General features: G+C 43.0%; 14 protein-coding genes. 3 read left to right on the top strand and 11 right to left on the bottom strand.

What is annotated here, in order from left to right; all coding sequences use genetic code 11:
• Positions 1-64 precede the first annotated feature (64 nt).
• The gene (locus NDA03_RS09550) at positions 65-262 is read right to left on the bottom strand and encodes a hypothetical protein (protein ID WP_348237903.1); all 198 of its coding nucleotides are present in this window, start codon (positions 260-262) and stop codon (positions 65-67) included.
• 202 nt (positions 263-464) lie between these two features.
• Between NDA03_RS09550 and NDA03_RS09545 the strand changes: the two genes are divergently transcribed.
• The 3 genes from NDA03_RS09545 to NDA03_RS09535 all read left to right on the top strand — a co-directional run bounded on the left by NDA03_RS09545 (position 465) and on the right by NDA03_RS09535 (position 3,337).
• Positions 465-1,427: a hypothetical protein gene (locus tag NDA03_RS09545; protein WP_190532367.1), complete on the top strand. Its 963-nt coding sequence runs from the start codon at positions 465-467 to the stop codon at positions 1,425-1,427.
• Positions 1,428-1,530: 103 nt separating this feature from the next.
• Positions 1,531-2,175, top strand: a complete 645-nt coding sequence (locus NDA03_RS09540) for a Uma2 family endonuclease (RefSeq protein ID WP_190532363.1) — start codon at positions 1,531-1,533, stop codon at positions 2,173-2,175.
• Positions 2,176-2,332: 157 nt separating this feature from the next.
• Positions 2,333-3,337, top strand: a complete 1,005-nt coding sequence (locus NDA03_RS09535) for a folate-binding protein YgfZ (protein ID WP_190525726.1) — start codon at positions 2,333-2,335, stop codon at positions 3,335-3,337.
• 10 nt (positions 3,338-3,347) lie between these two features.
• Here NDA03_RS09535 and NDA03_RS09530 read toward each other — a convergent pair whose 3' ends face one another.
• From NDA03_RS09530 to NDA03_RS09485, 10 genes are all read right to left on the bottom strand, one after another.
• Entirely contained in the window at positions 3,348-3,635 is a 288-nt protein-coding gene (locus NDA03_RS09530) for a (2Fe-2S) ferredoxin domain-containing protein (protein ID WP_190674673.1), read from the bottom strand.
• Positions 3,636-3,834: 199 nt separating this feature from the next.
• Complete coding sequence (locus tag NDA03_RS09525) at positions 3,835-5,472, bottom strand: glycosyltransferase family 39 protein (protein WP_348237902.1); 1,638 nt, start codon at positions 5,470-5,472, stop codon at positions 3,835-3,837.
• 60 nt (positions 5,473-5,532) lie between these two features.
• Positions 5,533-7,086: a hypothetical protein gene (locus tag NDA03_RS09520; protein WP_190415503.1), complete on the bottom strand. Its 1,554-nt coding sequence runs from the start codon at positions 7,084-7,086 to the stop codon at positions 5,533-5,535.
• Between the two features lie 56 nt (positions 7,087-7,142).
• Positions 7,143-8,702, bottom strand: coding sequence for a glycosyltransferase family 39 protein (locus NDA03_RS09515; protein WP_190415501.1), 1,560 nt, complete (start codon positions 8,700-8,702; stop codon positions 7,143-7,145).
• Between the two features lie 174 nt (positions 8,703-8,876).
• Positions 8,877-10,712 (bottom strand): DCC1-like thiol-disulfide oxidoreductase family protein, encoded by a 1,836-nt coding sequence (locus NDA03_RS09510; protein WP_190415499.1) that lies wholly within the window; start codon positions 10,710-10,712, stop codon positions 8,877-8,879.
• A gap of 68 nt (positions 10,713-10,780) precedes the next feature.
• Positions 10,781-12,130, bottom strand: a complete 1,350-nt coding sequence (locus NDA03_RS09505) for an NAD(P)/FAD-dependent oxidoreductase (RefSeq protein WP_190429097.1) — start codon at positions 12,128-12,130, stop codon at positions 10,781-10,783.
• A gap of 61 nt (positions 12,131-12,191) precedes the next feature.
• The gene (locus NDA03_RS09500) at positions 12,192-13,157 is read right to left on the bottom strand and encodes a hypothetical protein (protein ID WP_348237901.1); all 966 of its coding nucleotides are present in this window, start codon (positions 13,155-13,157) and stop codon (positions 12,192-12,194) included.
• Positions 13,157-14,620: an MBOAT family O-acyltransferase gene (locus NDA03_RS09495; RefSeq protein ID WP_348237900.1), complete on the bottom strand. Its 1,464-nt coding sequence runs from the start codon at positions 14,618-14,620 to the stop codon at positions 13,157-13,159. Before NDA03_RS09495 ends, NDA03_RS09500 begins: the two co-directional genes overlap by 1 nt.
• 187 nt (positions 14,621-14,807) lie before the next feature.
• Positions 14,808-15,260, bottom strand: coding sequence for an acyl carrier protein (locus NDA03_RS09490; protein WP_190984605.1), 453 nt, complete (start codon positions 15,258-15,260; stop codon positions 14,808-14,810).
• Entirely contained in the window at positions 15,229-17,037 is a 1,809-nt protein-coding gene (locus NDA03_RS09485) for an acyl-CoA dehydrogenase family protein (RefSeq protein WP_348237899.1), read from the bottom strand. The genes NDA03_RS09490 and NDA03_RS09485 overlap by 32 nt, the downstream gene beginning before the upstream one ends.
• Positions 17,038-17,061: the final 24 nt, after the last annotated feature.

Below are 17,061 nucleotides of genomic sequence, written 5' to 3'. Positions count from 1 at the left end.
TGCTAATTGCGATCGCGTCACCGTATTCGCTCAAGTCAGTAGTCTCTGATTGTGTTTTCAGCTTTCAGAGACATTCTTCCATCCCCGGTACTTCCAACTGATGGAATGGGGTATAAATTTCTGTGTTATTAGCCGAAATTTCGGAGATAGGTTTTGGGTTCGTCTTTGTAGTTTCTGGCTGCATTTCCAGATTGCCAAGAAGTTCTTCCATGCCTGGTATTTCTAACTGGTGGAATCTAGGCTGACTTTCTAGAATTTTCATTGCTTTACTCAAATGCTTCTGTGAATATCATGCTCAGAACGCAGATACACACGACAATGGGCATCTATTAGCCTAATTTCAGTACGCAGAGTACGCAAAGTACGCAGATACATACGACAATGGGCATCTATATAGCCTAATTTCAGTACGCAGAGTACGCAAAGTACGCAGATAATGGAATAACTGCGATATTTGAAAAGATATGAATCGTCAACACTTCAACGAAGAACTGGAAAAGCTAGAATTGCGGAAACCTCGTACAGTTGAGGTGTTGCGAATGGTCTTGACTAGGCGTACAGATGCTGAAGTTGCTAAGTCTCTGGACATTCATCAAGGAACTATACGCAAGCACATCGAAAAACTTTATGCCGCCTTCGGCATCAAAAGTGAATTTGAAGGCGATCGACGGTCGAAACGCGGCGACTTAGTTGCTCTATTCGCCAAGTACAAGCCTGAGTGGGTTCATGATTGTTCTCCTGCTGCCACAAATGAGGTTAGCGATGAAGAGAAAAAGGCAAATTTAAATGGTCTATCTCAGCCAGTTTCATCATCAAGCACGAAAGATAGTGAAGCCGGAGAGAATTTAAGGGCTTTGGCTCTCACTATGCTGACACAACTTGGTTTTGATGAAACGTTTGAAGTGAGTGAATTCGCTCAACATAGAGGGTATCAGCTCAAGAATCCTGGTAAAGGAGCTAAACCCTATCAACTTATTTTAGTACAGCAAAAAGAAAAGCTATTTATTTCTATTGCTAAAGAAATTTTAGATCGATACTCACTTATATTCCAGTATCGGGAATATTTTGATTTAGCAGGGGAAATATGTCCTTTCACAAAAGGAAGGTTTTGGATATTACCTAGTAAAAAAGCTATTTTTTTACAGTCACTTGACTATTACTATTGGAATCTTTTAAAAGTAGAAGGAAAAACTATGGGCATTTTTTATCTGGATAAACTAGTAGTGGATGATGATAATTCGGAATTAGTTATTCCTCAAATTCCTTTAGAAAAATTTAACCCTGAAACCTTAAGTAGCAGAGACACTTATCTAGTACTTAATGAAGATAACCTTTTCCCCAATACTTGGCAAGTATGTATCAGCTCAAGGGAAGTTTTACGAGAGTTTATTGATCACTTTGGGAAGATTTTGATAGAAAGCCAATAATCTGTGTCAAATTCAGCCATTAATTCTGGTAATAGACAATTGCATGCTATTCCAGAAACTACACTACATTTAAAGAAGCGATCGCGCCCTAAACGCCTTAACTATGAGTAAACTACAAACAAAAATACCGACAGAAACTTGGGTTGTAGCGACTTGGGATGAATATATCCAGGCGATTGAAGATCCGCAACTAGAACAAGCGAAAGGCTATTACCACAATGGACAATTGAGGATAGAAATGTCACCTATCGGCTCTGACCACGCCAGCGATCACACTATTATTATCTTTGCCGTTAACCTGTTTGCTACCCTCAAAGGTATTCCTATACATGGACGGGATAACTGTACATACAGAAAAATAGGCGTTCAAGAAAGTCAACCAGATGTGTCTTATTATATTGGTGAAAATGCTGATGTAATCCCTTGGGGAACGTCAATCATTGACTTAAACCAATATCCAGCACCAGATTTAGTAATTGAAATTGCTAATACTTCACTATCTGATGATATTGGGCAAAAACGGCTGCTATACGAAGATTTAGGAGTGGCAGAATATTGGGTGGTAGATGTTGCGAATATCAGCATTATTGCTTTTGTCATCACCTCTGCTGGGGGAAGTCAAAGAATTACTGAGTCTCAGGTGTTGCCGGGATTAGCAATTTCAATGCTAGTGGAAGCTTTACAGCGCAGTCGTCAAGAAAACCAAAGCTTAGTTGGTGCTTGGTTATTATCCCAATTTCAGCAGTAACTATTGCCTGATGTCTTACTCAGAGCAATTCGCACGGTATTTTAGCTTTATATTGAATACCAGATTGAAGCTGATTAGTCTTTTTTGATAAAATTTTCAAGTCAGAGAAACTAGCAGAAATGCTAGGTAAAAATTGAAACGATTAGCAACAATCACCATGCCTACATCTGCAATTGACGGCAATTTTGACGACAAGAGTGCAGCAGCTATCCAAGCGGCGCGGGAGGGGGTTGCTGTATGCGATCGCTCTCATTGGGGACGGATTCAAGTTTCCGAAGGCGATCGCATCCGATTTTTGCACAACCAGAGTACAAACGATTTCCAGCGACTCAAGCCAGGACAAGGCTGCGATACGGTTTTTGTCACATCAACAGCGCGAACGATTGACTTAACCACCGCCTATGTGATGGAAGATGCAGTCCTGCTGCTGGTTTCACCCAATCGGCGCGAGAAGCTGCTCAAATGGCTAGACCAATACATTTTTTTCGCCGACAAGGTGCAGTTAACCGATGTAACTGATAATACTGCAAGCTTCAGCTTGATTGGGCCAGGGAGTGATGCCCTCTTAGAACAGTTGGGTGCGGGTGCCATGATTGGTCAACCTGATGGTTCTCATCAGCAATTGACAGTGGGGGATATCGAGGTGCGGGTAGCTGTGGGCAGCGGTTTGGCAACGCCGGGATACACGCTGATTCTCTCTGCTGCTGATAAGGAAACGCTGTGGAATACTTTAGCGCAAGCTGGGGCAGTGCCGATGAGCGATCGCGTCTGGGAACATCTGCGAATTGAACAAGGACGCCCCGCACCTGACCTTGAACTCACTGAAGATTACAATCCTCTAGAGGCAGGGTTGTGGCAAACCATCTCCTTTGAAAAAGGCTGCTACATCGGACAGGAGACAATTGCCCGTTTAAACACTTATAAAGGGGTCAAACAACACCTTTGGGGCGTCCGACTCAACACACCCGCCCAACCAGGAAGTGTAATTAGCGTTGGAGAGGAAAAAGTCGGCAAACTTACCAGCTATACCGAAACCGACCAAGGTTCCTTTGGACTCGGCTACGTCCGCACCAAAGCCGGTGGTGAAGGGCTGAAAGTACAAGTAGGGGAAAGCGAGGGTGAACTCGTCGCGGTGCCATTCGTGACACACGACTACGTTTAGGGGCAATACGCTACGAACGCTGGTGAAATTTGCCATAAAGCATTGCTGCAACAGGTTTTCCGCCCCGCAAATGTCGTTCTATCACTGTTGGCACTTCATCGGGATGGACGTGGTTGTACCAAACCTCTTCTGGCATCACCAATACCATAGGACCGTTGCCACATTGTCCTAAGCATTGGCTACCTGTTACAGTGACGTCGGGAACTTCAGACGCCTGGAAAGCTGCCAAAACTTTAGCTGCACCCTGCTTGCGGCAGCTGCGGTTTTGGCAAATCAAAATACTTTTAGAGCAAGACAAGGTAAAGGTTGGAAAAATTTCCGCTTCTTTGGGTAAGAAGCCGAAGCCTACAACTCTAGGGTAGCTCAGGCAGATTCCCACCCAGGGCAAGGCAATTGCACGAGACAACGATGCTAGGTTAGCGGCAATTTTGGTATGGTGAGTGATCGCGCTGTAATTTGCTAAACAGACAATTTTAAAAAATCAACTTTTCTAATCATTACTGTTTTGCTAAATGCCAGAGAGTAGTCTTCGTAATGTAAACAGGATCTATCTGCTGTTCCCACTCATATACTTTCTTTATCTGGTAGCTTGGTTCTCGATCGAGAACAGCCTTCAAAGCCTTTTTAGAATCCACAAATACATCACTGAAATCATTAGCAATAGAATTTATAGGTAACTTGCTGTCAATCTCTTCACCTGGTTTAAGAACAGGTTGATTAGAAACTGACTGAAGTTTAACTTTGGGATCGAGTAGGTAAGTCAAGGAAAAAGGAGGTAAGTTGTACCAGATATAAAGTGGATAATTAGCCTGGTTAACAATCTGAGCGATTTCTTTATAGTGACAACTGTTATATTTATTCCACCATTCTTGTGCTTGAGAACTGACTGCGCTGGATAAAACTCCTCCCGAAATGATGACGACTGTAGCAATTTGCCATAGCCACCGCTGCCAGTTTTTAGCAGAAAATGAGGATATTTTAGCAGCAAGTAGGTAGGCAATTGCGATTTCTATTGCTAAGTAACAAGGGATAAGATAACGAGCAACAGCAGAGCGTCTTCCTCCAGAGATTAAATCTGGTAGTGTCAATGCGATTGCAGTAACTCCAAGCATCGTCAAGATAAACAACCAAACGTGCTTTTCAGTCCGGCGGCAAAGAAAGTAAATTGCATAAATTACTAAAATCAACGAGAGAAAAATTGCAATATATAATCCAAAATTTCTATATTTAAAACTGTAATTAAAATCCACAAAAATACGACTAAGATTTAAAATCCACGTTCTTACTAAAGATTGTATCGGAAAAGTCGATCGCATCCACTCGGTTGCTTCATCGACTGTTGACAAATTAGCAAGAGCAATCAGAAGCCAAGGTATAAAAAGTAAGATAGCTGTTAAAGATGCCAGTAGATAGGAGATAAATGTTTTACTTGCTCGAAACTTTTCTAGCGAAAATACATAGACTCCATGACTAATTGCAGTCAACAGGAAAAATAAATGAGAATAAAGGCCTAAAATTAAGGTTGCTGCATACATACCCCAGGCGGATTTTGTTTTTACTCGCATTGCTCTCAAAAGCGATGCACTAGATATTAAAATTGCTACAGTCCACAGGCTATACTGCCGAGCTTCCTGAGCGTATAAGATATGAAATGGTGAAATAGCTACTAGCCCGGTTGCCATCCATCCCACCAGAGGCAATTCAAATAATTCTAGACATAGCCAATAAATACAAGGAAACGCAAGCAGACTAATCAAAGCAGGTAGACTTCTCATCACTGCCACCGAGTTTCCCCACAACTGTGCCCAAAACCGAGCTAACAAAAAATAGAGTGGTGGATGTTCAGCAGTTGCTGCTAAAGAATTAATCATATCAGTTAAATCTTTTTCAGTATTAGGGCGCTGATATTTCTGCAAATCCTTTACAGCGATTGCACCAGTGCTAGAAGCTTCCTGCTTAACTTCTTCTAAGGTATAACCTGAAATCCGACGTGAAGTGCTACTTTCATCGCCCCAATAAACTTTTTTTTCAAGGTTAGCGAATCGAAAGAAAAGACCTATGATTAATAAAATTGCGATAAAAAATCGTACCTCTTTTGAATAAAACCTGTGGCTCGCTTCCTGTATTTTCATCATGAGGTTAGTCCGTCCATTTCAGTCCCTAAATATTTAACCTACCCAAAAATAAGGTCTCTTTTACTGGAGAAGATGAACCTCAGCAACTTGAGTCTCTAAAACTGTACTATGAGCTTGTGTTAAATCTGGATTTCTATAAACATTAAAAACTGGAAAAAGGTTATCAGTACGTTGTACCATATAGGACTTTGGATAAATTAGGTAGTTCCCTGCTTGACAAAAAGTTTTAACAATATTGAAATTCTTTTTAGTGATATATTGATCGATATATTTATAGGGCTGGTACATTGACATCCAACCGACAGGTTTCGGATCAAATGTACAGATTGTTGAGTTTGCAGGTAATTGACTTAAAATTTGAGTAATGTCAGAAGTAGATACCAGTCTATTTTGGCTATATTTGCTGGTTAAATACTGATAGTCATAACTCGCATTAATCAAGATTGATAGAGCTATACCTGCAATTAAAAAAGCACTTAAAGATTTATCTGCTTTCTTAGATAAATCTAAGTAAGCTAAACTCAAGACAGCCAAAACTATTGGAGAGATTAAAATTAAAAGTTTGTAATGAATGTAATAAATTCCTTGATAATTTGAAGCAGCATATAGATAAATAGACCAAGTAAATGCTAAAAAAGCAAAAATAGTTTTGTTCCCTTTAAACTTGGCTATTGCTACCGTTAAAACCACTGTTAAGAAAATAATAGAAGTTAAAATATAAAACCAACCTTCTCCAGTAAAATAGGCTTGTTGTCCTAATTCAACATAATTAAATACCAGCCTACCAATCTTACTTAAGATATTAGAATTAGCTTCTTGATTAGAGCTGGTTAAAGTAGCGATAATTTGTTTGGTATTCAACCAACCGCGACTAAGTTCTCCTTTCCAATAAGGAAACAAAGCTACAAATGCTGCTAAAACGGACAAGATAGGCAGTAAAAACCTAATAGGAGTTCTGCGGTTTTTTGAGATGAATAAAATAGAGCTTGCAATAAAAACTACTGGCATTACAAAAAGAGTTGTGGAATGCAAGCTAATTAATATGGCTAAAACAATCCCATAAAGTATCCAGGAGAAGCATTGAGGAACTAGATAAAATCTAGCTTCCAACTGGTATTTATAGAGTAAAGTAAAACAAAGCAGAAAAAATATAATAGGGCTGGGGTTCCACTGGAACGTACTTATAAAAATTTCTCCGAAGATTAGACTGTACCAGAAACCCGCTAAGCCTGCCAGAAGAAGGCGTTTTGAAAATTCAACATTTTCTAAGAGTTCATAAACTAAATAAATTAAAAGCGGAATAGATAAAAAAGAGAATAAAGCATTAGGTACAGCTGTAAAAACTGGATCTGAGCCAAATATAGCAAAAGGAAAAACTAGATAATAATAAAGGGGCGGTAGATGATATCCTCCGACAGAGGCAGAAGGACCTAATATAGGCCAATTTCCCTGCCACATCTTCATGTAGATTTCAGCATCTCTGGCCTGATCGTAATAAAAAAAAGTGGTATATCTGAGAACACTGAATAGGCGTATAAAAAATCCAAAAACTAAGGATAATACGATTAAAGTATATGCAGTAATGTTGGCTGGATTCTTCTTAAGATTGAACACTGGTTTAACCCTATTCCTTAAAAAAGTTATTCTTTCTTTTTGTCACTAAAATTAATTTAATCTGCCATTTTGCTAGTATCTTCCAGATTAAAAATGTTCCAAATAGATAAGTACATCATCAACAATAAAAAGGCAACTGAAGTCGCTACTAAATACCAAGGAACACCGATAAACACAAGAGAGTTAGGCCAGAGATTTACAGTATGACTACCGTAAGCTTCTATGCCTGAATTTAAATACCATAAATTTTGGTTTTGAATTCCTGGAGAATGAGTAGCAATTTTAAAGGAATTGAGAAGATTTCTCGCTGCACTCTTCAACATATCCAATGACTGGCTATTTGAGAACTTCCAGACATAGGCTACTTCATCTTTTCTAGCGAATTCTAGTCTCCAGTACCAATGTGAAAGAATTGATGAAAATGAGAGAATGAAACCAAAACCAGCTAGAAAAATTGCTGAGAGCTTCAACGAGGTTCTTTGTAAAACATATTCCAGATTGGTTGCAAAGGGCAAAAAGAGAATGGGCAGGATGGTCACTAGATAACGGGGTCCCCATCCTCCGCCACCATACCAACTCCTTAATCTTGCATGCAGTAGAAACCAAGCTATTGTCAGTACCAATATATACAAAGCTTCTTTTTTATGCTCCTTAAAGAATTTTCTAAATAGAACAACAGATAGGATTAATAAAGGGGCATATATAAATATGCTTTTTCCAGGACTCAGCAAAAGACCTGTCAATCCTATAAAGATATTTCCATCCAACGCATTGTTACCCAAATATTTGGCGTCTGTTTGAACCGGGGAAAGGTAGAAAAATCCAGTTCTTAGATGGTTGTACCATGATTGCCATACTAAAAAAGGGAAGATTATCAGTAATGCAGTGGCAACATTCTTTGCTCGGCTGATCAAAGATAGTCTGCTAATAAGTACTAGATAACCAAGTGAAGCTACTATAGCTAAAATCATGGAAATTCTAGTAATTAAAGAAAAACCCAAACAAATAAAAGCTAGTATTAAATACTGATTTTTTTTGTTGTTTCTAAAATTTAATAACAGCAGAAAAGATGTAGTCAATAATGTAGAACAGAGAACTCCATCAAAGGATTCTCTGGTATAAGTCCAAAAATAAGTGCTGACGGCTAGGCATAAGGTTGCGATAAAGCTGGGTAAGATAGCTTGACCAAACTGAAACCGCAAGATACCGAAAAAAGCAGTGACTGTGAGTGCAGAATAAAACCCAGGCTGAAATGAACGTATAAATTCCTTCGTTATAGATATAACTTTTACCGTAGTGAAAGGAGCTAAAATCCTTTCTAAAATTACATTAATAAAGGCGGTAGGTAGAAAAAATATTGTATTTCCAATTTCTTGGGAAGCATAGGTTCTCCCATTGGGTGCTATTGAAAAAATTCCCTCTTGTGGAGTATCAAAACCTAGTTGCCCAGTGGTAACAATATGTTCTGCAAGTTTATAGTGGAAGGAGCCTTCGGCATAATCAAATCCGCAATTACTCAAGATAAAGAGTATCCAGAAAAAAATAAATATACTTAAATAAGCTTTAACTTTTTGCTTATTCTTGCTATCAGGCTTCCAAAAGTTTAATTTAAGCATTTTAAATGTGTAAAAATAGCGCCAGATGTCAAGTTAGAACGAAAAAAGACAAAGCCAATGCGACTGAAAAAACGCAAACTTTAAATACTAAGTTTTATCCGGCCAATCGACTAGAGAAAGTTTGAATGATAAGTGTTTTAAACTTGTCACAGCAAACTTTTTCTTTGACGAGCCTCACTGATATTGTTCGGGATTCTGTGAGCAGGATTGCTGCCAAGCGGGCTTCTTCTCGACATTCTGAGGTTGACCGGGTGGCACGGTTCTCTCGTTCATAAAGTCAATTTCAAAGTTATCTAGTTGTTTTGAACCTTGGTGCCGAGCGTTCCAGTCGCGGCAGAGGTATTGTCCATAGTAGGGATAAAGCTTTTTGCCGATGGTGCGATTGAGGTTTATGAAATAGGTGCGCCATTGCATATTTTGATAGAGGGCGTTTCGGCTCTTCCGACTCGGCTTTTCCCAACTTACAGGCTCCCCATCTCTCAAAACATTAACTTCAGTTCCATCTTTCAGCTTGCCAGGGATTACGTGCCAACCATCATCTCTGGGGGGAGCGGGGGCAAAAATACTCCAAGATTGATCTACCCTCAAAATTCGGCTAATCCAGTCAATCGAATTTAAGGCTTTTCGATTGAATTTTTCAGGAGAAAAACTTCTGAAGTTCCAGATAGTGACATAAGCTAGCAAGAGTAACGTCACTATATTGATCGGTCGCGAAGAACGTACTTCAAGAGGACGGAACTTGAAAGGTTTGGTAAAGTTACCAGCAGCCTTGCGGTTAGATGCAATTGTCTCGTAAAATTTTGTTCCTACAGACATTACGGGTCCCCATTTGAGAAGGGGAACCAGTGGCTTAAATATTGGGGATAAACTACAAACGTAAGCGATCGCTTCCCACTTAAAATGCCTGTTTCCTTGCCAATCCACCACTACCCAAGAATTTTTCGCTTGCATATCTGCAAAAATCGAGGGATCGTCCTGAGCTAAGAGCAGTGGCGTCTGTGCAGGCAATATCAGGAAAGTGCGAATCAGGTGGACAACCTTCTTGCAGAAGCCACAGTCGGCATCGTAGTAAATCTGGAGTCCAGCTCGTTCTGGAGTATACAGCCGCTTAGATACCGAGTCCCAAACTTCCGTCGGGATGAAAGCTAGCCAGCTAGCTGTACTGAGAAACGGGAAAATCCCCAGCACAAACGACAATCCGAAACCGATATGTAAGAGGATAAACGAGATAATTGCACAGCAGCGGAAAAAGCTGGTACGGACGGGAACGAAGAGTAACAGGGGACCAAGAGTTTCCAACCACAGGGCGCTAAAGGTGAGCAAGACTAAAAGTGCAGAAGGCAGACTAAGTAGGAATTGACCAAAGGGTGTTGCGTATTGGTCGAAACTCAAAGCATAGTAAACCGCACTGCCATCAGGCCACCAAAGTGGACTCTTCGCTTTAAAAGCCGCCGAAAAGATGTAGATAAAGCATTGCTGTAGCGTAAGTGCTAGGGTGGCACCGGAGAGGATGCGCTTGGGTAATTTTTGGGTAGATGTATTTAGGGCACTGTCAATCGAGTAATAAGCGCCCAAGGGCAAAAACATTGCCCAGAAAAGCAGCGCGCGAATTACATCATCCGCCGCGAAAATCAAAGCTGGGTTTCGGTTGTGGAGAGATACCATCAGCGCCCAAGTTGCGATCGCTGCTAACCGGGTTCGGTATCCCACCAATAGCGCTAAAGCCACAAATCCAGCTAGCAAAAATAGAATGGCTTGAAACCAGGTTTGACCGCCCAGCGCATGAACTGACCAATACCAAGGTTTTAAGATAGTAGTTAGTAGCGATCGCGGCATCACTCCAGCATCTGTATAATGTGCTGTCAGATCCCCCGCCCGAATGATTAAATCGGCAAGAACAACCAGCGCCAAACCAATCCGAAACAGGGCTAGCGATCGCAGGTCTAACCCAAACAGTTGCTCAAGCTTGGAAGTAAAAATGGCTTTAGATTTTTGCTGAGTAGAAGCCATAAAACATTAGACCTTGATGGAAAATTTTTTCATGGTTAACGGCAGTAAGCAATTGCCGTTTGTTAAATTTAATACTTAGATCGCCGGGAGTAATTCGCCGCCAATCGCCGCTTTCCCAAACTATTGGACCCTAACCGCCGGATTGCTGCCAGCCACTTCCAGACTGTTAAAACAACCCGCCGAATCGCTTGATAAATCCAGTTTCTCACTACTCGGAGGCGGTGAGGCACGGTTGGCAGGCGCTGGAGGTAAACGACTTGTCTAGTAATCGATGCCAAGCGCCCTTCTAAATTCAGACCAAAGCTAGAAACCGCAGCCGCACCCTTTCCCAAAGTCACCATCTCTCCTAAGTGCAAATAGCGGAAGCGCCGTAAGCGTTTGCCCGCGATCGCTGCCCAAATGTTGCGAGCAGCACAATCTGCCTGTTGAAAAGCGGCTTGAGCGGTTGCTGGCACCCGTGCGCCACGGGGATTGTAAATTTCTGCCAAATCCCCCAAAGCAAACACTTCTGGATAGTCAACTAATTGTAAGGTAGGGCAAGAAATCAGTTGTCCCTGGTTATTATGCTGGCAATCAAGTTCGCGCACCCAATCGAGCTGCCGGGTTCCAGCCGTCCAAAATACCAAATCTACAGGCAAAGTGTCAATCTGACCATCCCGAACTAGGGTAATTTGGTCAGGTTCAATGCGGTGGATGCTCGTTTCTAGTTTTACCCGCACACCACGACTTGATAAAGCACGGTGAGCCGCAGCTTGAGTATGAGCGGAAAAGGTTTTTAGAATTTGATTGCCCCGGTCAATCAACAGTACCTGCCCTCGTTTCTGTAGCCGGTCGGCGATTTTGCAAGCGAGTTCTACGCCATTAGGACCAGCGCCCGCGATCGCAATCCGCATTTGTTCCTGCTCAGAAAGCTCAAACTCGTATAGCTGTTGTTTCAGAAGCTCTACATCGGCCAAACTGCGAAAGGTTTGGGCATAAGTGCCAGCTCCAGGAACGCCCTCTAAGCGCGTTTCTCCCCCGACTGCTAAAACTAGGTAGTCGTAAGCGAGAGCCTCACCGGATTCAAGCTTTACCTGGCGCGTTTGTAAATTAACCTCCTGAATCGTCTCTTGACAAAACCGAATATTAGTGTTTCTTAATAGCTTTTGATAAGAAGGAGCGATTTCCCACGCTTGCAGTTCGTCTGTCACCAGTTCGTATAGCAAGGGGGTAAAGAGAAAGCGATCTTTTTGCTCAACCAGGGTAATTTCGCATCGACTTGATTTGAGTAAGGGAAAACGGCGCAGGTACAAAGCAGTGTAAAGACCACCAAAGCCCCCACCGAGAATGCAAATCCGGGTGGGAGTAGCGCTCCCAGATTCAGAGGGAGTAGAACTGACCTTTCTTTGATGCTTTGTACCGTCTAGCTTGCCGTCCATATCATTGACAGGGTTTTGGTAAATAAGCTTGATATCAAACGCGAATAGCTAAAGCGATTCGCTATTGCGGCACTTTGGTCGTGGAGTTGGGCGCTGTCAGTTGCTGAGCGATCGCTGGTTTTAGCTGTTGAACCAGCTCCATTGCCCGGATTGTTCTGGCTTCCGGCTTCAGGTGATAGTGGGTATCAGCGAACAAGTTAGAGTCTCTCTTCAGGTTCAACGAGTCTTTTTCGTAGATCAAAGGAGCGATTTTGCTCAGTTCCTCAGCCGTCTTTTTAACGTTACGAATCGTCTTATCGTCGCTGCTGTTCGCATAGACCCACGGCAATGACAGAACTAAAGTTGCTCCCTTTGCCTCGACTTCTTCACGGAATTTAGCGATCCGCTGAAGCGCGTGTTTGGATACGGGTTCTTGAAATGTCATCTGCCACCAGTTCCCAGCGCGTTCTTTCGTTACGGTAGGGTCGCCACGTTCGTCAACTGGATCGGAGTAGTAGCCAGTCATTTTTCCTTTTTCAATCACCTCCAAGCTCGACTTAGTAATTCCTCTAAGAGTCGGAACCCCTAGCATCATTGCGTCTAGAGCCAACTGTTTGGGAGGGATTCCTCCCAAACCGGGCTGTCCAATTGCCATCCCAAACGAACCAGAGCGATCGCCCAACCCATCCTCATCCAACAGCAGCAGGTACTCTGGAATCAGAAGCACAATGTCGCCCCGACGCACTTGACTCAAAACGCTCGGAAGGATGACATCTAAACCAATTGGGCCATCTAACCCCATGTTGAATACGGGAATGCCAAGTTCTTGCTCCATTAGCTTGGTATTCAACGTGTAGTGCGCTCCAGAACCACCCGTTATTAGAAGGCGGTGGGGTGCTTCAATTTGGCTTGCCAGCGCTACCTTGCGTTCGTACATAGCACGCAGCCAGCTCAGTTCTCCACCGTAGCGCACGTTGTAAAGGTACCCAACAGACCAGGCTAAGCCAGCAACCGCTATCCAACTAGCAAGCTTTAGAGGTTTCCACATTAGAACTCGAAGTAAATAAATTTAGAGGGGGTATTTGCAGCTAGCAAGATGGTCAAACCCAAAAGAACGCGAGTTAACCAGGGGGATAACAGTAAATCATATTCGCACGTCCGTTTTTGCCAAACTGCGAGGTGTTCCAAGAACAATTCCGCCGCTGTGAGAAAGAGGATCAAAACTAAGACCGCACCCTCATTCGCACTAAAGGAACTCATTGCCGCTCCCAAATTTGAGAACGAGTACGCCCAAGGCGTCACCAGTGTTTGCAGCTTCTGTCCCAGTCGAGTCATATCTGACTCCATGAAGAATAGACAGCCCAGCATCACCGAACCAAACGTTAGCGCCCACGATAAGAACTGAGGCATGAATAGACGTTCGCCAACAAAGCGGTAAAAAGGGCGACCCGCATATCGCAGAACTAGCAGCAACAAGCCATGATACGCACCCCAAATGATGAAATTCCAAGCAGCTCCGTGCCAAAACCCTGAGAGCGTAAACGTGACGAACAGATAAAATGCCGCCCACTGCTTCTTTGCGCCCATCAGGGGAAGGAAAACGTAGTCTCGAAACCAGGTACTCAGCGTCACGTGCCAGCGACGCCAAAATTCTTGGATGCTGGGTGAAGTGTAAGGGGCGATGAAATTGAGTGTTAGCTGAACGCCTACAAATTTAGCTAAACCTAGTGCGATGAAACTATATCCAGCAAAATCAAAGTAAATCCTCAGAGTGAACAAGTAGATAGATAGCCACACCAGCCAGACATTTCCTGTTTCTTGCAAGTTGATGTACGGCGACAAGTTATCCGCCAGTACCAACTTCATAAACAAGCCCAAAGACAGCCACTTGAGACCGTCCTCAAAGTTTTCTGCGGAGAACTTAAAGCGGAATGATTCAATTTGAGGAAACAAGTCAGCTCGGCGCTCAATCGGGCCAGCGACGACTTGCGGGAAGAAGGAAACAAAGTTGATGTAATCAACAACTCCAATTGGCTGCTTATTTTTGCTTCTGAATGAATCCACGACAAAAGCAACCATCTGGAAGGTGTAGAACGAAATTCCTGGAGGAATTGCACCTGCACCAGGAATGCCGCCTCTCTGCTGCCAACTCGCAGCAACTCCCCCCACAAATAGTCCTAGAACATCTTCCACAAAGAAGTTCACGTATTTGAAGTAGGCAAGGATGGCGATGTCGATCCCGATCACAGTGGCTGCGATCGCTTGCGACTCCCAACCTCGACGGCGCAACATCAGGCGCACCATCACGTAGTTAAAGATAATCTCAAAGGCGAAGATGATAAAGCTGGAGCGCGACGCATTTACAAACAGCATCAGCGACAGCACCATCAACCCGATGCTATCCAAGTAATCTCGCCAAATGTTCAGGTACTTGCCGATATAGCGAACCGTGAAGAAGGGAACGCCGATCAGAAGAAGTACCCACCAGAAGGAGAAATCAGAGAAATTCAATTGACTGTTTCCTCCCTATTTTTTAGGGTTTAAAAGTTATTATCTTAGTCAGTATTTAGCGATTGGTAATTAGTCATCAAGAATGGGTTATCTTTTTTTGTCCGAAGTTGAAGATTTACAGTCACCACAACAGCGATAAAATCTTTAACCAATTCCCAATTCCCAATCACCAACCAGATATCCTACTCTAGCTGCCGCTAATTCGGTTCCACAGACCGCCCCAGCCAGAAGGCTTGGAAGATGCCTCTACTTTTTCAGTTTTATCGTCACTAGCATCCTTGACATTGCTAGACGCAACTGGAGAAACTGCCGCTGAAACATCAAACTCTTTAACCAAGTATTCAGCAGATTTTTCAATAGTCGGATAATCCCACAGCAGAGTAGAAGGCAGCTCGCATCCTAGCCAATCTTCTAAATCGCCCACTAAGGTAACAGCATCGATGGAATCCAGACCGTAGCGCGTCAAAGGTTCGCGGACATCAATGGTTTTTGCATTGAGTGAAAGTTGCTTAGAAAGCTTGGTAACTAGCCAGGATTGAATCGCTTCAGCAGGGGAGTTTTCAACAATCATATTCTCGTCTTGTAAATTGTTTTTGCTTAAATCTTCACTAGGCTTGGAGCTGGAGTTCTGAAGCTGCATGGGTTTTCTCCTCTTGTGATTGGGACTGGGCTAGTTGGAGGGGGACAATCGAAAACATCTTGTTTTCTCTGTCAAGCTTGAGAAGCTCTTGGGCAACATTCTCGATGTAAATGCTAGGAATAATACCTGATGAAGGGCGAAAAGTCATTAGCAGTCTGTTGAGACAAATTGCTAACCATTCACCCTTTGCAAAAAAGTCACCCAAGATTTTTCGGTTGTAAATCCACATATGTACGCAAGCTGCTGCTGCGTGCAACGTGCAGTACTTCTTAGCGAGTTCAAATAACTCCGGAGACTGATCGTGTCCGAATTCAAAGCCTGAGCTTGCCAAAAATTCATCCTGTGCGTCGAGTTCTTCGAGGACCGCGCTTGTCAGTGTTATCAGCTTCTGCAACACTTCAGCATCGACGCTAGAATCTGTCTTTAAGTCATACAAGTGTTCTAGAGAGATTTCCAGACCTTGTAAAACATCATCGCATCCCCGGCTGAACAGCTCAAATTTTGCCCGTTCGCATGGTGGTAACGGTGCTTCTAGAGAAAACCGGGTTTCCAGACGCGATCGCAATCCCTCATAAGTGGCAGCATTTCTTTTCGCCCGGTATTTCGCCATCTGACGAAGCTGTAAAATCAGCGCGTGCAAGTTAACAACCGTACTGCCATCAAACACGCTAATAATGGCATTATCTCGGACAACTTTTTGGAAAATTCCCTCATCGTGACCTTCGCGCAAATAGAAACGTGCCCCTAGAATTACGGAAAGGTTTTGAACTAACTTTTCAACCGTTACAGGCACAAAATATTTCACGAAGATAGACGAAACGCTAGATTGCTCCGGCGCGACATGAAAACTTCTTGCCCCCGCAATCGTGACACAATCGCAGACCAAAATATCTAAGAAAGCGTCTACTAAAGTAGTCCGGGGGTGAGGAATATCGAAAACTGTTTTGCCGTATAATTTCCGTCCTAGAGAAAACTTCAGCACCGTTCTCAGGGCTGTATCCGCCGATCCTAAAGAAAAGGCTGCACACAACGTCCGGGTTAGATGAAAGCCTTTCAGCCCCAATTCTAAACCCGCTCCTTCTTGCCCCAGACGCATTTCTTCAGGTACAAAGCAATTATCAAAACGGATTCCGCTCATATCAGAACCGCGAATTCCCAAAGTCTTGATCTTAGGAAGATTGGAATAACCCGCTGGATCAATTTCACTTTTATCAACAACAAACAGCGACAAGCTACGTGCCCCGCCACTGTCATCTGTTTTGGCAAGCACAACTGAAATTCCAGAAATTGTCGCTCGGTTAATTGGCCATTTTTCCCCATTCAGCAGATAACCACCGGGAACCTTAGTTGCCTGCACATCACTAGCAACTAGGTCGCTTCCGTGTGCCCTTTCTGAATAAGCAAGACACATGGCACCATGTTTATCTTTAATAAACTTTGCCAGCTTTTGTTTCTGTTCGTGGGTACCTGCCATCCAAACTAAACCAGACCAGAAAAGCGTGCTAAAAGTTATCGATGTTGTTAGGTCACGTCTGGACAAAACTCTAACAAAAGCGACGAATTCTTCATAAGATTTCAGCTCTCCACCGTATTCCACGGGGATGTGGTAGTGATGAAGATTCCAGTTATAAAGCCATTCAACGTCTTTTTCTGGAAATTCTTCGCGCTCGTCCAGCTCCATGACGCTTTTGAAAGACATCACGCTTTCCGGCTGTGTTGGATCGCCTAAGTCCTTTTCGAGCGCTTCAGCGACCCAGTACTGTTTTAGTTGATGCATTGAATTCTCCGTGTAATGGGTAAT

The sequence above is a fragment of the Trichocoleus sp. Lan genome (genome assembly GCF_039961855.1).
Taxonomy (GTDB): domain Bacteria; phylum Cyanobacteriota; class Cyanobacteriia; order Cyanobacteriales; family FACHB-T130; genus FACHB-T130.
Note: the sequence above shows the minus strand (reverse complement) of the source record. Positions and strands in the feature narration are given on the sequence as shown.

Excerpts from the sequence above, each read along its gene's own strand:
- NDA03_RS09525 (WP_348237902.1), bottom strand. The coding sequence starts at position 5,472 with ATGATGAAAATACAGGAAGCGAGCCACAGGTTTTATTCAAAAGAGGTA.
- NDA03_RS09485 (WP_348237899.1), bottom strand. The coding sequence starts at position 17,037 with ATGCATCAACTAAAACAGTACTGGGTCGCTGAAGCGCTCGAAAAGGAC.
- NDA03_RS09540 (WP_190532363.1), top strand. The coding sequence starts at position 1,531 with ATGAGTAAACTACAAACAAAAATACCGACAGAAACTTGGGTTGTAGCG.
- NDA03_RS09510 (WP_190415499.1), bottom strand. The coding sequence starts at position 10,712 with ATGGCTTCTACTCAGCAAAAATCTAAAGCCATTTTTACTTCCAAGCTT.
- NDA03_RS09515 (WP_190415501.1), bottom strand. The coding sequence starts at position 8,702 with ATGCTTAAATTAAACTTTTGGAAGCCTGATAGCAAGAATAAGCAAAAA.
- NDA03_RS09490 (WP_190984605.1), bottom strand. The coding sequence starts at position 15,260 with ATGCAGCTTCAGAACTCCAGCTCCAAGCCTAGTGAAGATTTAAGCAAA.
- NDA03_RS09500 (WP_348237901.1), bottom strand. The coding sequence starts at position 13,157 with ATGTGGAAACCTCTAAAGCTTGCTAGTTGGATAGCGGTTGCTGGCTTA.
- NDA03_RS09545 (WP_190532367.1), top strand. The coding sequence starts at position 465 with ATGAATCGTCAACACTTCAACGAAGAACTGGAAAAGCTAGAATTGCGG.
- NDA03_RS09505 (WP_190429097.1), bottom strand. The coding sequence starts at position 12,130 with ATGGACGGCAAGCTAGACGGTACAAAGCATCAAAGAAAGGTCAGTTCT.
- NDA03_RS09535 (WP_190525726.1), top strand. The coding sequence starts at position 2,333 with ATGCCTACATCTGCAATTGACGGCAATTTTGACGACAAGAGTGCAGCA.
- NDA03_RS09550 (WP_348237903.1), bottom strand. The coding sequence starts at position 262 with ATGAAAATTCTAGAAAGTCAGCCTAGATTCCACCAGTTAGAAATACCA.